This window comes from Pseudomonas rossensis (assembly GCF_039888995.1).
In the GTDB taxonomy this organism is placed as follows: Bacteria; Pseudomonadota; Gammaproteobacteria; order Pseudomonadales; family Pseudomonadaceae; genus Aquipseudomonas; species Aquipseudomonas rossensis.
In genome coordinates, this window is the sequence record NZ_JBBWCB010000032.1 from 39110 (window position 1) to 51630 (window position 12521).

Sequence of the window (12521 nt, forward strand, 5' to 3'; positions counted from 1 at the left end):
TGCGGCGAAAAGTGATCAGCTGCGATCGCGTTTCGGCAGCACGTCCTTGAGCTTGGCATGCATGCTGCGCAAGGTATTTTCGGTGGCGGTCCAGTCGATGCAGGCATCGGTGATCGACACGCCGTATTGCAGGTCGGCGAGGTCTTTCGGGATTGCCTGGCAGCCCCAGTTCAGGTGACTTTCGACCATCAGGCCGATGATCGACTGGTTGCCTTCGAGGATCTGGTTGGCGACGTTCTCCATCACCAGCGGTTGCAGGGCCGGGTCCTTGTTGGAGTTGGCGTGGCTGCAATCGACCATGATGTTCGGCTTGATCTTCGCTTTGTTCAGCGCTTGCTCGCAGAGCGCGACGCTGACCGAATCGTAGTTCGGCTTGCCGTTGCCACCGCGCAGTACCACGTGACCGTAGGCATTGCCCTTGGTGGTGACGATCGACACGCCACCTTCCTGGTTGATACCCAGGAAGCGGTGAGGGCTGGAAACCGATTGCAGGGCGTTGATAGCGACCGTCAGGCCGCCGTCGGTGCCGTTCTTGAAGCCCACTGCCGAGGACAGGCCGGAGGCCATTTCACGGTGAGTCTGGGATTCGGTTGTGCGCGCACCGATGGCCGACCAGCTGATCAGGTCCTGCAGGTACTGCGGGGAGATCGGGTCGAGGGCTTCAGTTGCGGTCGGCAGGCCCATCTCGGCCAGGTCCAGCAACAATTGACGACCGATGTGCAGACCGTCCTGAATCTTGAAGGAGTCGTCCAGGTACGGATCGTTGATCAAACCTTTCCAGCCGACGGTGGTGCGTGGCTTCTCGAAATACACGCGCATGACCAGATACAGGGTATCGGACACTTCGGCCGCAAGCGCCTTCAGGCGCTCGGCGTATTCGTGGGCAGCCTTGATGTCGTGGATTGAGCAAGGCCCGATGACAACAAACAGGCGGTGGTCGGTGCCATCAAGAATGTTGCGAATGACTTCGCGGCCCTTGGTGACAGTGCGCAGGGCAGCGTCGCTCAGAGGGATATCACGCTTGAGCTGATCGGGAGTGATCAGCGTCTCGTTGGAGGCGACGTTTAGGTCGTTGATCGGTAAATCAGCCATCGTTTACTCGTCAGGTCACGGGTGCCGGCCGCCAGCGAACCCGCGCGGCGGAGCACAGCAAATTAAGCGCGTCGGGGAGCAGAACCTTAGCGCGTTACACCGTGGCTCGACAATGGGCAGACACCGGTTTAAGGGGCATTCTGAATTAGTTTCCGCGGGGAAACCCATTGAGAATGCCCCTCCTAATCCAGCACAACCTGTGCAAATGCCCTGCGAACCGTGTCGTGAGAGAACTCGTCCGCATGCTCCTGGACCCATTCGAGGGCCAGGGCCTGAGTTTCCTGCAGATCGTCATGCGCGTCATGCAGGCGGCAGTAACGTTCGATCTGGCACACCTGCTCGCCCATCCGGGCACTGAACATCATCTGTTCGTCAACGAAGGCAATGCCTACCAGATAACCGCGTTTGCGTCGCAGGCACCAGGCTACATAGCCCAGAAAACGCATGTCGGGGTTCAAGGTCGGCATGCGAATTTCCAGCGCCGTACCGTGGCGCCACGCCCGGTGATAATTGCAAGCCATGCCCCCGAGGCTGATAGTGTGCAGCTGTTGCCGTGAAATACACTCAGGTTTGAGCAACGTTAATTCGACGGGCACATCGTCAGGGTGAGGAATAAAACGTCCCATGAACACGGACTCCATGTGTCGGCCATCTGACATTGTTTCACCCAGTATAGTGGTCGAATTGGAACTGACTGATTTCGACGCCGACCAACGGCTGCTGGCGATGAGCGGTGTGTCGCTGGTTATTTTCACCAGCGTCGGCTGCGCCAGTTGCCGTTTTGCCCGTGAGCAATTGCCACGACTCGATCTGGACGTCGATCGGCTGTGCTGGATTGATGCCGGGAACAATGGCGGGGTGGTCGAGCGTTATCAGGTTTTTTACTTGCCGGCGCTGTTTGTGGTGCGCGACGGTGAATTCTTCGGGGCACTAAAATCGCGCCTGACCCGCACCGAGCTCAATGAAACCGTGGGTCAGGCGTTGAGTCGAATTGCAGAGGAGTTGCCATGATGGGGGCAGTGACCAAACCGACAATCGGTATTATAGGAACCGGCGCGATCGGCGGTTTCTACGGGTTGATGCTGGCGCGTGCCGGTTTCGATGTGCATTTTCTGTTGCGCAGTGAGTTTTCGGCGGTGGCCGAGCGCGGGTTGCAGGTCGACAGTGCGGTTCACGGCGCGCTGACGTTGAATCCGGTTCAGGCGTATTCGACGGCCGAAGACATGCCGCCCTGTGACTGGTTGCTGGTGGGCGCGAAAACCACCAGTAACGCGCAGCTGGCACCGACGATCATTCAAGCCGCCGCCCCCGATGCGAAAGTGCTGCTGATGCAAAATGGCCTGGACGTTGAAGACAGTCTGCGAGCGTTGCTCCCTGATTCGCTGCACGTGCTCGGTGGGCTCTGCTATTTCTGCGTTCATCGCGACGGACCAGGCGTCATCACCCATCAGGCGCTCGGCGCGGTGAATGTTGGCTATCACAGTGGCCCTGCAGCTGATGAGCAGGTGCGCATGGCGATTGTCGAGGAGGGCGCCGGGCTGTTCCGCGCCGCCGGCATCGATTCCCAGGCCATGGCGAACCTGCATCAGGCACGCTGGCAAAAACTGGTCTGGAATATCCCCTACAACGGTCTGTCGGTTCTGCTCGGGGCAAGCACCACGCCGTTGATGGCCGATGCCGACAGTCGGGAACTGATCAAGGCTTTGATGGCTGAAGTGGTTCAGGGAGCAATCGCCTGCGGTCACGACGTACCGGCCGGTTATGCCGATCATCTGTTCATGGTGACCGAGAAGATGCCGGACTATTGGCCGAGCATGTACCACGATTTTCTGCACAAACGACCACTTGAGCTGGATGCGATTTACGCCCGGCCACTGGCGGCAGCCAAGGCTGCAGGATGCGAGTTGCCGCGAATCGAAGCCTTGTATCGCAGTTTGAGTTTTATCGATCGACGTAACACCTGAGTCGATCATCCTGAGGGGGAAGGGCATGGCAAAGACTATCGACGACAAACTGGTGCTGGCGATTTCTTCGCGTGCGCTGTTCGACCTGAGCGAAAGCCACAAGGTCTATCTGTCGAGCGGCGTCGAAGCCTATCGGCAATATCAGATCGAACACGAAGACGAAATCCTCGAGCCCGGTGATGCATTTCCGTTGGTGCAGAAACTCCTCAACCTCAATACCAGTCTGGGCCGCGCCCGGGTCGAGGTGATCCTGGTGTCGCGCAACAGTGCCGACACCGGCCTGCGGGTGTTCAATTCGATCCACCACTATGGCCTGGCGATTTCCCGCGCGGCGTTTGTCGGCGGACGCAGTCCTTATCCGTACCTGAAGGCGTTTGGCTGCGACCTGTTTCTCTCGACGCATGCCGAAGACGTGCGCAGTGCACTGGATGCCGGGTTCGCCGCGGCGACCATTCTGTCGGGTGGCGCCAGCCGTGCGGCCAGTGATGAATTGCGCATTGCCTTCGATGGTGACGCGGTGCTGTTTTCCGATGAGTCGGAGCGCGTCTATCAGTCCGGTGGTCTGGAAGCGTTTCAGGCCAGCGAGCGTGAAGCCGCCCGCGAGCCATTGCGCGGTGGGCCGTTCAAAGGCTTCCTTGCCGCCCTCAATCTGTTGCAACGGGAATTCCCGGAAGACGCTTGTCCGATTCGCACCGCCTTGGTGACGGCGCGATCGGCGCCCGCCCACGAGCGAGTGATCCGGACCTTGCGCGAATGGGACATTCGTCTGGACGAGTCGCTGTTTCTCGGCGGCCTGACCAAGTCGGCGTTTCTCGAAGCCTTTGCCGCCGACGTGTTTTTCGACGATCAGGCCGGTCATTGCGAGTTGGCCCGCGAGGTGGTCGCCACTGGCCACGTGCCGCACGGCATAAGCAACGAGCAAAAGGTTTAAGCCCACGGTTCAACGCGTTACGCGAAACGTCGTACTCGCCAAGGCACTGCTAAGCTGAATCAATCTCCGCCATGTTGGCACTCAAGGAGGTCATATGATTCATTCGATGCTGTACGCCACTGACCTCGGCCTGTACGCACCTTTGGTGATGCAGCATGCCTTGGCGCTAGCGCGAACATTCAATGCCGATCTCTACGTGGTGCACGCCGTTGAACCGATGGGGCTGTTTGCCGAGTCGGTGCTTCAGAGTTACCTCGATGAGCAGGCGTTGAATGAGTTTCACAGCCAAGGCTTGAACACGGTGATTGCCAACATCGAGCAGCGGGTACTCGACAGCTTTCGTGAAGAATTGGGGGATGAAGGGTCGCAGGACCTGGAGCGGATCAAAGCAGTGCGGGTGCTTCAAGGCGATCCGTCACAGGTGATTCTCGACCAGGCGCAGAAACTCTCCGTGGATTTGTTGATCGTAGGTAGTCATAGCCATGGTGCTGGCGCGGAAACGCCTTTGGGCCGGACTGCAGCGCGTGTGCTGCAACTGTCTCGGGTACCGGTCTATCTGGTGCCGCTGGTGGAGCGTCGGCGCCAAGGGGATCGTTAGAGCACCAATAGTGGCAGTTTGATAAAAAAGTTCTAGATTTATTCGTCAAACCATTAATATAGTTATATACCGTCGCTGATGCCCGTGGCGTCTACCTGCTTTGAGGGATTCATATGAAGCTTCAACAATTGCGCTACATCTGGGAAGTGGCGCACCACGACCTCAACGTTTCCGCTACAGCCCAAAGCCTTTACACGTCACAACCGGGCATCAGTAAGCAGATCCGTCTGCTGGAAGACGAATTGGGGGTTGAGGTTTTCGCTCGCAGCGGCAAGCACCTGACCCGCGTCACCCCGGCCGGCGAGCGCATTATCACCACCGCTGGCGAGATCCTGCGCAAGGTTGAAAGCATCAAGCAGATCGCCCAGGAATTCTCCAACGAGAAGAAAGGCACCCTGTCGATCGCCACCACGCACACCCAGGCGCGTTATGCGTTGCCACCGGTGATCAGCAATTTCATCAAGCAATACCCGGACGTTGCCCTGCACATGCACCAGGGTTCGCCGATGCAGATCGCTGAAATGGCCGCTGACGGCACCGTGGATTTCGCCATCGCCACCGAAGCGCTGGAGCTGTTCGGTGATCTGGTGATGATGCCGTGCTATCGCTGGAACCGCTGCGTGGTCGTGCCTCAGGGCCACCCGCTGACCAAGCTGTCGAAGCTGACCCTGGAAGCCCTGGCTGAATACCCGATCGTGACGTACGTATTCGGTTTCACAGGCCGCTCGAAACTCGACGAAGCGTTCAGTCATCGCGGCCTGACGCCGAAAGTGGTGTTCACCGCCGCCGACGCCGACGTGATCAAGACGTACGTTCGCCTGGGTCTGGGCGTGGGTATCGTGGCGAAAATGGCGGTCGATGCCAAACTCGATAGCGACCTGGTCATGCTTGATGCCAGCGACTTGTTCGAATCCAGCATTACTAAAATCGGTTTCCGTCGCGGCACGTTCTTGCGTGGCTTCATGTGCGACTTCATCGAGAAGTTCGCCCCGCACCTGACCCGCGAAGTCATGGCCAAGGCCATCCAGTGCCACAACAAGCAGGAACTGGAAGAGCTGTTCGACGGTGTCGAACTGCCGGTGCATTAATCTCCCGCGTTAGACCACCTCGGTAACAGAAAACTGTTGCCGAGCACCCGCCACCTGAATCTCCACCTCGTCCCCTTCGAACTTGCCCAGCAGGCTTTTACCCAGCGGTGAGCGGGGGGTGATGACGGTAATCCATTGCCCCACCAGGTCGACCTTCAAGCCCGCCGCGTCGGGGGCCAGAAACAACCATTGCTCACGACCCTTTTCGTCTTTCAGACCGAGCAGGGCACCGACTTCGATGCCGCGCTGATCATCATAAGGGCGCAGCGCCTGGTTCTGGCAAAGCGTCAGTGAGTGCCTGATTTCTTCCACCCGTTTGGCCTGCCCGGCTGCCAGATAAGACGCCTCCAGACCGAGCGTGTCGTACTTGTTCTCGGCGATGTTTTCTTCGTGGGTCGCGGTTTCGTAAGCGGTTTGTGCGGCGCGTTCGGCGATGTCGAGGTCGATCCGCAGCTTGTCGAGAATCAGTTGGTGGACGGTCGGCTTGTGCATAGAGAGATTCATGATCAATCGCAGAATTGCTGGACGTTGGCGCGGCTTTTTTCGCTCGGTGCAGTCTGGTCCTGTTGTAACCAGAACTGGCATTTGGGGTTCGATAGATTGCGGTTGTTGCTGCGGGCCTGATCAAGCCTTTGCTGCTGCTCGTTCTTGCGCAGGTTCTCTTCGTACTGTTCGAACAACGGGCTCTGAGGCGGAATATCCGGCACCGGTTGCACCACCACCGGTGGTTTGGCCAGTTGCTCGACCGCTGCCGCCACAGGCGCCAGTTGCTCGTTGAACAACAGTCGGGAGGTGAGCCAGCACGTCAGCGCGATCGCGATAAACCCCAGCCACACACCCAGGGCAATGCTGCCGGTCAGTTGCAAGGCGTTTAGCTGGATTGGCAACGGGCGGCGCGGGTTGGGACGGTAGGGCATGGCTGCCTCCTGGCGGGTGGTTGCGGGCGAGTGGCGATTGTCGCATGAAGATTAATCGCCGTCGGCTCTTCTGCACGGGGTAATTTATGAGGACAATCGGCGCCTTTGCCAACGGGAGCCTGGAATGCCTGAAATGAAAGCCCGCTGGGATATTTTCTGCGCGGTGGTCGACAACTTTGGCGACATCGGCGTGACCTGGCGTCTGGCCCGACAGCTGGTGGCCGAACATTCGGTGGCGGTGCGTTTGTGGGTCGATGATCTGCGGGCCTTCGAACGCTTGTGTCCGGAAATCGACATCAACGCCTCACAGCAATGGCAGCAGGGCGTCGAAGTGTGTCAGTGGACGACCGACTGGCAGCCGACTGAAGCCGCTGATGTGGTGATCGCCGCGTTCGCCTGCCAATTGCCGAGTGCTTACATGGAGGCCATGGCCGAGCGGGAAAAACCGCCGCTATGGATGAATCTCGACTATCTGAGTGCCGAGGACTGGATCGTCGGCTGCCACGGCTTGCCGTCGGTGAAATATAAGAGCGTACAAAAATTCTTTTTCTTCCCGGGGTTTCAGAAGGGCACCGGTGGCTTGCTGCGGGAAAGCGGATTGCTTGAGCGTCGTCAGCAGTTTCAGCAAAACCCCGAGGCCCAGCGAGAATTCCTGCAAGGTTTAGGGATTGATCGCGCGCAAGGTGCGCAGTTGATCTCGCTATTTGCCTACGAAAATAACGGGCTGGCCAGTTGGCTCGAGGCAATGGCTGCCGACTCTACGCCCACGCATCTGCTAGTGCCCGAAGGTCGGATTCTTGGGGATGTCGAACGTTGGCTCGGTGTGGACGGTCTGGTGGCCGGCGCGCTGCATGTGCGCGGTGAATTGACCGTGCAAGTGCTGCCGTTCGTCCGGCAGGATCAATACGATCACCTGCTCTGGTGCTGCGATTTCAATGCCGTGCGCGGCGAAGATTCCTTTGTCCGCGCCCAATGGGCGGGCCGGCCGCTGCTCTGGCACATCTATCAGCAGGACGAAGACATCCATCTGGACAAGCTCGACGCCTTCCTCGCGCTGTACACCCACGGCCTGTCGGAGCCTGCCCGCGAGGCGATCAGCGGTCTTTGGCGGGCGTGGAATGCGGGTGACAATATTACCGGGCACTGGCAATCGACCCGAAAACACTGGCCAGAACTGCAAAAACACGCCGAAGCGTGGTGTCTGGAACAGGCTTTGCAGGCAGATCTTGCCGCAGCGCTGGTACAGTTTTATGTAAATTGGATATGATACGCGGCCTAGATTTTTGTAAATCCCATCCAAATTCGGATATTCGCAATGAAAACTGGTAAAGAACTGAAACCCGGTACCGTGATCCGTCTCGAAAACGATCCTTGGCTGGTTCAGAAAGCTGAATTCACCAAGTCTGGTCGTAACAGCGCGATCATGAAGACCAAGCTGAAAAACCTGCTGACCGGTTACAAGACCGAGATCGTTTACAGCGCCGACGACAAGCTGGACGACGTAATCCTCGACCGCAAAGAAGCGACCCTGTCCTTCATCAGCGGCGACACCTACACGTTCATGGATACCACCGACTACACCATGTACGAGCTGAACGCTGAAGACATCGAAGCCGTTCTGCCTTTCGTTGAAGAAGGCATGACCGATGTTTGCGAAGCGATCTTCTTCGAAGAGCGTCTGGTTTCCGTAGAGCTGCCGACCACCATCGTGCGTGTAGTTGACTACACCGAAGGTTCGGCTCGCGGCGACACTTCCGGCAAGGTGATGAAGCCTGCCAAGCTGAGCAACGGTACTGAGCTGCAAGTTGCTGACTTTATCGAAATCGGTGACAAGATCGAGATCGATACCCGCGAAGGCGGTTCCTACAAAGGCCGTGCTAAATAAGCACTGCTTCAGGAATGAAAAAGCCCGACCATCGAGTCGGGCTTTTTTTGTGGCCGAAGATCAAGATCAAAAGATCGCAGCCTCGTTGCACTCGACAGCTCCTACAGGGGAATACAAAACCAATGTAGGAGCTGTCGAGTGCAACGAGGCTGCGATCTTTTGCTTTATTTCAGGTGTTGCTTGAGCTCTTCAGAGGCTTGAAGCATCGCCGAACGCACCGCTGGCACCTGGCTCACCACGTTAAGCAAACCATAGTCGTGGATCATGCCGTTGTAGCGCACCGCCGTGACCGGCACCCCAGCCTCGTCGAGTTTGCGGGCGTAGGCTTCGCCTTCATCGCGCAGCACGTCGGCGCCGGCGGTCTGCACCAGGGCAGGTGGCAGGCCCTTGAGTTGCGCGGTGGTTGCCCGCAACGGCGAGGCATAGATCTCGTTACGCTGTTTGGCATCTGTGGTGTAGTTGTCCCAGAACCACTTCATCATGTTTTTGGTGAGGAAGTGCCCCTCGGCAAACTGGTTGTAGGACGCCGTCTCGAAGCTGGCGTCAGTCACCGGCCACAGCAGCACCTGGAACCTGATCGCTGGCGTGCCTTTGTCTTTGGCCATCAGCGCAACCACTGCCGCCATGTTGCCGCCGACGCTGTTGCCGGCCACGGCCAGACGTTTGCCGTCGACGTTGATCTCTTTACCGTGCTCGGCCACCCATTTGGTTGCGGCGTAAGCCTGGTTGATCGCCACCGGGTAATGCGCTTCCGGCGACGGGGTGTAATTGACGAACACTGCCGCCGCCCCCGAACCGGTAACCAAGTCCCGAACCAGACGTTCATGGGTCGGGAAATCCCCCAGCACCCAGCCACCGCCGTGAAAGAACATGAACACGGGCAGCGGACCTTTGACCCCGGCCGGCCGGACGATGGTCAGGTTGAGCGGTTGGCCGTCGACTTGAATGGTCTTCTCGCTGACATCGGCTTTTGGCAGCGTCAGTTTCACCCCGGCCTGCGCGCCGACCAGCACGGCGCGGGCTTCTTTAGGGGTGAGTTGTTCCATCGGTTTACCGGTACCGGCATTCAGAACGTCGAGGAACCCCTGGGTGTTGTGTTCAACACCTTCACCCGCGAACGCGCTGTTAATGGACAAGGCGAGAAGGGGACCGGTCAAGACTTTACTGAAAGTGCTCATGTTCGTTTCCTGGTTCGGGCCTGGGAATCAGCGGTTAGACGGTAACGTGCAGGCGCACATCGACGTTGCCACGGGTGGCGTTGGAGTACGGGCAGACCTGGTGTGCAGCGTCGACCAGGCTTTGTGCATCGGCGTGTTCAAAACCCGGCAAGCTGATGTGCAGGTCGATGTCGAGGCCGAAACCGCCAGGGATCTGGCCGATGCCGACATGGGCGGTGATCGAAGCGTCGTCCGGGATTTTGCGTTTGGTCTGGCTGGCCACGAATTTCAGCGCGCCGATGAAGCAGGCGGAGTAGCCGGCTGCGAACAGTTGCTCAGGGTTGGTCGCTGCACCGCCAGCACCACCGAGTTCTTTGGGTGTGGCGAGTTTGACGTCGAGGATGTTGTCGCTGGAAACCGCACGACCGTCACGGCCACCGGTGGAAGTTGCGATAGCGGTGTAGAGAGTTTGCATGTGTAAGCCTCATTCGAGTTTGGTTGTTTCGCGCTAAATGTTTGTGCGCTAAGTAAGTGCGAAATAAATGTAGCTCGTGAATATTTAGCGCGCAATATAAATTTTTGAAGAAGTTTTGGTTTGAGAGGCAGGGGCTGAATGGATGTGTTGAGTTAGAGCTGTTGCGTCAGGATTTTCAGCGGGGATTTTTCTGACGGGGGGGAGCGAGGTCGGAGGGACACCACAAAGCAAATGTGGGAGCGAGCTTGCTCGCGATGGCGGTGAGTCAGTCAACATCAATGTTGAATGTCAGATCGCTATCGCGAGCAAGCTCGCTCCCACAGGGGATTCGTGATGGTTTGGAGATTAGAGACTGTCCTGCAGATTACTGCGCAGCGCTTGCAGCTCCGCTTGAAGTTTCTGCAGGCGCTCCAGCGTCATACCGCTAGCGCCGAGGATGCACTGGGGAACGTCCCGAGCCTTGTCCCGCAAGGCGCGGCCCTGTTCAGTCAGTTCGACAATCACCACCCGCTCGTCCTCACGGCTGCGGGTGCGGCTGAGCAAGCCTTCGACTTCCAGGCGTTTGAGCAGTGGCGTCAGTGAACCGGGATCGGTCAGCAAGCGCGTGCTGATTTCGCCTACGGTCAAACCGTCCTGTTCCCATAACACCATCATCGCCAGGTATTGCGGATAGGTCAGGCCCAGCGCTTGCAACAGCGGCTTATAGACCTTGGTCATCAGCAGCGAGGTGGAATGCAGGGCGAAGCAGGCCTGATTGTCCAGCAGCAGGTCGTCGCAGTTATCCGGGGTGTTGCACTCGGTGGTCATTTCGAAGCCTTGATCAGTGATCGTCATAAATCTAGCGGGCGAATCTTTAATGCACCAGACAATTCTAGCCTAGTGCCGGTCGAGGGTACTTTGCAGGACCAGATCCCACGGCGGGATCGGGCTGAAGCGGGTTTTCAGGTATTCCAGCAATAAGCGGCTGCGGGGATTGGGTTGTTGCTCAAGGCGCAAGGCATAAATACCGGTCGTTTCCGGTGGTGGCAGGCCGTGTTCGCAGAACAGCGGAAGCAGTTCACCGCGTAACAGGTATTCGCTGGTCAACCAGGTCGGCAAGTGCGCGATACCCAGCCCGGCCAATGCGCCGCAAACCAACGCCTCTGCATTGTTGGCACTCATGCGGATGCGCGCCGGGCGGTGCAAGTGCATCTGCCCGTCCCGCTCGAAACGCCAGGCGAACGGCGGTGCCAGGCCATCCCAGTCGAGCCCGTCGTGTTCAATCAACTGCGCCGGATCGGTTGGTACACCACGTCGTTGCAAATACCCGGGGCTGGCGCAGGCGATGCGCACCATGCTCGCCAGCGGCGTGGCCACCAGCCGGGTATCGGCCATTTGCCCGGCACGCAGCACCAGATCGACCTTACCCAGATTCAAACCCTGCATGTCGACGAAACTGTCGATCAAGTGCAACTGCACATCGAGACCGGGGTAGAGCATCAGAAAGTCGGCAATCACCGGCGCCAGGTGTCGCCGCCCGAACGCTGCCGGTGCATCGATCCGAATCAAGCCTTCGGGTGCGCTGCTCAAGGATACCGCCTCAGCCCGAGCCAGCCGCAGTTCAGCAACGATCCGCCGCGCGCGCTCGGCAAACGCCAAACCCGCCGGCGTAGCGCGCACTGCGTGGGTGCTGCGAATGAACAACTGGCTGCCGACGGCGCTTTCCAGGCTGTCGATGCGTCGCGCCACCGCCGAAGGGGTCAGCGGGTGGCGGCGGGACGCGGCGGAAAAACTGCCGGTTTCCAGCACGTCGAGGAACAGACCCAGTTGTTCGGTCAATTGATTGGGGTTCATGGTGTCGTCTGCGCTTGTGCGAAGTTGGCACAGCCATTGTGCGTTGCTGTGCGTTTCCCCGCCAGCGCCGACTGCGTAGGATGAATAGCCTGACGTGAAGGGAAAATCGCCTGTGATTGAGTTTTTAATGTATCTGGTGTTTGGCGCTGCCTTGGGCACCCTCGGTGGGTTATTCGGCATTGGCGGTGGTTTGATCGCGATCCCGCTGCTGGGCGTGTTGTTCGGCCTCGATCAGCAGATTGCCCAAGGCACGGCGCTGGTGATGGTGGTGCCCAACGTGATGCTGGCGCTGTGGCGTTACCACCAGCGTAATCGCATTGAATTGCGCCACGCGCTGCCATTGGCCTCGATGGGGTTCTGTTTCGCCTGGATCGGTTCGATCTGGGCGGTGGGCATTGATGCGCAAACCATGCGCGTCGGATTTGTCGCGTTCCTGATTGCCCTGTCGGCCTACAACCTGGTGCGAATGTTCTGCGCCAACGCGCCAGTGTCTGCGCAGATGAATTACTCATGGCCATGGCTGGGCGTGCTCGGCGCCGCCTCCGGCACCATGGGCGGGTTGTTTGGCGTGGGCGGGGCGG

At 58.7% G+C, this 12521-nt stretch carries 16 protein-coding genes; 8 read left to right on the forward strand and 8 right to left on the reverse strand.

Going from position 1 to position 12521, the window contains the following annotated elements:
• Positions 1-15 precede the first annotated feature (15 nt).
• Together WLY71_RS11365 and WLY71_RS11370 are read right to left on the reverse strand one after the other, a co-directional pair.
• Positions 16-1092: a 3-deoxy-7-phosphoheptulonate synthase gene (locus WLY71_RS11365; RefSeq protein ID WP_007899930.1), complete on the reverse strand. Its 1077-nt coding sequence runs from the start codon at positions 1090-1092 to the stop codon at positions 16-18.
• Positions 1093-1274: 182 nt separating this feature from the next.
• On the reverse strand, positions 1275-1718 hold the full coding sequence (locus WLY71_RS11370) for a PilZ domain-containing protein (RefSeq protein ID WP_347803617.1): 444 nt from the start codon (positions 1716-1718) through the stop codon (positions 1275-1277).
• Between WLY71_RS11370 and WLY71_RS11375 the strand changes: the two genes are divergently transcribed.
• From WLY71_RS11375 to cysB, 5 genes are all read left to right on the forward strand, one after another.
• On the forward strand, positions 1717-2103 hold the full coding sequence (locus WLY71_RS11375) for a thioredoxin family protein (protein ID WP_347803618.1): 387 nt from the start codon (positions 1717-1719) through the stop codon (positions 2101-2103). The genes WLY71_RS11370 and WLY71_RS11375 overlap by 2 nt on opposite strands.
• Positions 2100-3056 carry a putative 2-dehydropantoate 2-reductase gene (locus WLY71_RS11380; protein ID WP_347803619.1) on the forward strand — a complete coding sequence of 319 codons (957 nt, stop codon included), beginning with the start codon at positions 2100-2102 and terminating at the stop codon, positions 3054-3056. The genes WLY71_RS11375 and WLY71_RS11380 overlap by 4 nt, the downstream gene beginning before the upstream one ends.
• A gap of 25 nt (positions 3057-3081) precedes the next feature.
• Positions 3082-3987, forward strand: coding sequence for a 5'-nucleotidase (locus WLY71_RS11385; RefSeq protein ID WP_008148545.1), 906 nt, complete (start codon positions 3082-3084; stop codon positions 3985-3987).
• A gap of 94 nt (positions 3988-4081) precedes the next feature.
• The gene (locus WLY71_RS11390) at positions 4082-4585 is read left to right on the forward strand and encodes a universal stress protein (RefSeq protein ID WP_129436980.1); all 504 of its coding nucleotides are present in this window, start codon (positions 4082-4084) and stop codon (positions 4583-4585) included.
• A 113-nt stretch (positions 4586-4698) separates the two neighbouring features.
• The gene (cysB, locus tag WLY71_RS11395) at positions 4699-5673 is read left to right on the forward strand and encodes an HTH-type transcriptional regulator CysB (protein ID WP_008148549.1); all 975 of its coding nucleotides are present in this window, start codon (positions 4699-4701) and stop codon (positions 5671-5673) included.
• Between the two features lie 9 nt (positions 5674-5682).
• Here cysB and WLY71_RS11400 read toward each other — a convergent pair whose 3' ends face one another.
• A complete protein-coding gene (locus WLY71_RS11400) occupies positions 5683-6165 on the reverse strand; it encodes a GreA/GreB family elongation factor (RefSeq protein ID WP_347803620.1) in 483 nt (160 codons plus the stop codon).
• Between the two features lie 14 nt (positions 6166-6179).
• Entirely contained in the window at positions 6180-6590 is a 411-nt protein-coding gene (locus WLY71_RS11405; protein WP_347803621.1) for a hypothetical protein, read from the reverse strand.
• A gap of 124 nt (positions 6591-6714) precedes the next feature.
• Here WLY71_RS11405 and earP point away from each other — a divergent pair, with 124 nt between their 5' ends.
• The gene (gene earP, locus WLY71_RS11410) at positions 6715-7857 is read left to right on the forward strand and encodes an elongation factor P maturation arginine rhamnosyltransferase EarP (RefSeq protein WP_347803622.1); all 1143 of its coding nucleotides are present in this window, start codon (positions 6715-6717) and stop codon (positions 7855-7857) included.
• Positions 7858-7905: 48 nt separating this feature from the next.
• Positions 7906-8475: an elongation factor P gene (locus WLY71_RS11415; protein ID WP_028619992.1), complete on the forward strand. Its 570-nt coding sequence runs from the start codon at positions 7906-7908 to the stop codon at positions 8473-8475.
• 164 nt (positions 8476-8639) lie between these two features.
• On the opposite strand, the gene WLY71_RS11420 is transcribed toward WLY71_RS11415, so the two are convergent.
• From WLY71_RS11420 to WLY71_RS11435, 4 genes are all read right to left on the reverse strand, one after another.
• A complete protein-coding gene (locus tag WLY71_RS11420) occupies positions 8640-9653 on the reverse strand; it encodes an alpha/beta hydrolase (protein WP_347803623.1) in 1014 nt (337 codons plus the stop codon).
• A gap of 34 nt (positions 9654-9687) precedes the next feature.
• Complete coding sequence (locus tag WLY71_RS11425; protein WP_347803624.1) at positions 9688-10107, reverse strand: organic hydroperoxide resistance protein; 420 nt, start codon at positions 10105-10107, stop codon at positions 9688-9690.
• A gap of 345 nt (positions 10108-10452) precedes the next feature.
• Positions 10453-10914: a MarR family winged helix-turn-helix transcriptional regulator gene (locus tag WLY71_RS11430; protein ID WP_347803627.1), complete on the reverse strand. Its 462-nt coding sequence runs from the start codon at positions 10912-10914 to the stop codon at positions 10453-10455.
• Between the two features lie 69 nt (positions 10915-10983).
• Positions 10984-11940, reverse strand: a complete 957-nt coding sequence (locus WLY71_RS11435; RefSeq protein WP_347803625.1) for a LysR family transcriptional regulator — start codon at positions 11938-11940, stop codon at positions 10984-10986.
• 112 nt (positions 11941-12052) lie between these two features.
• Here WLY71_RS11435 and WLY71_RS11440 point away from each other — a divergent pair.
• On the forward strand, positions 12053-12521 hold a 469-nt coding region (locus tag WLY71_RS11440), incomplete at its 3' end, for a sulfite exporter TauE/SafE family protein (RefSeq protein ID WP_347803626.1).

What these genes read in the sequence shown, in the direction of transcription:
- WLY71_RS11365 (WP_007899930.1), bottom strand. Translation starts at nt 1,092, where the DNA reads ATGGCTGATTTACCGATCAACGACCTAAACGTCGCCTCCAACGAGACG.
- WLY71_RS11375 (WP_347803618.1), top strand. Translation starts at nt 1,717, where the DNA reads ATGAACACGGACTCCATGTGTCGGCCATCTGACATTGTTTCACCCAGT.
- WLY71_RS11370 (WP_347803617.1), bottom strand. Translation starts at nt 1,718, where the DNA reads ATGGGACGTTTTATTCCTCACCCTGACGATGTGCCCGTCGAATTAACG.
- WLY71_RS11380 (WP_347803619.1), top strand. Translation starts at nt 2,100, where the DNA reads ATGATGGGGGCAGTGACCAAACCGACAATCGGTATTATAGGAACCGGC.
- WLY71_RS11385 (WP_008148545.1), top strand. Translation starts at nt 3,082, where the DNA reads ATGGCAAAGACTATCGACGACAAACTGGTGCTGGCGATTTCTTCGCGT.
- WLY71_RS11390 (WP_129436980.1), top strand. Translation starts at nt 4,082, where the DNA reads ATGATTCATTCGATGCTGTACGCCACTGACCTCGGCCTGTACGCACCT.
- cysB (WP_008148549.1), top strand. Translation starts at nt 4,699, where the DNA reads ATGAAGCTTCAACAATTGCGCTACATCTGGGAAGTGGCGCACCACGAC.
- WLY71_RS11400 (WP_347803620.1), bottom strand. Translation starts at nt 6,165, where the DNA reads ATGCACAAGCCGACCGTCCACCAACTGATTCTCGACAAGCTGCGGATC.
- WLY71_RS11405 (WP_347803621.1), bottom strand. Translation starts at nt 6,590, where the DNA reads ATGCCCTACCGTCCCAACCCGCGCCGCCCGTTGCCAATCCAGCTAAAC.
- earP (WP_347803622.1), top strand. Translation starts at nt 6,715, where the DNA reads ATGCCTGAAATGAAAGCCCGCTGGGATATTTTCTGCGCGGTGGTCGAC.
- WLY71_RS11415 (WP_028619992.1), top strand. Translation starts at nt 7,906, where the DNA reads ATGAAAACTGGTAAAGAACTGAAACCCGGTACCGTGATCCGTCTCGAA.
- WLY71_RS11420 (WP_347803623.1), bottom strand. Translation starts at nt 9,653, where the DNA reads ATGAGCACTTTCAGTAAAGTCTTGACCGGTCCCCTTCTCGCCTTGTCC.
- WLY71_RS11425 (WP_347803624.1), bottom strand. Translation starts at nt 10,107, where the DNA reads ATGCAAACTCTCTACACCGCTATCGCAACTTCCACCGGTGGCCGTGAC.
- WLY71_RS11430 (WP_347803627.1), bottom strand. Translation starts at nt 10,914, where the DNA reads ATGACCACCGAGTGCAACACCCCGGATAACTGCGACGACCTGCTGCTG.
- WLY71_RS11435 (WP_347803625.1), bottom strand. Translation starts at nt 11,940, where the DNA reads ATGAACCCCAATCAATTGACCGAACAACTGGGTCTGTTCCTCGACGTG.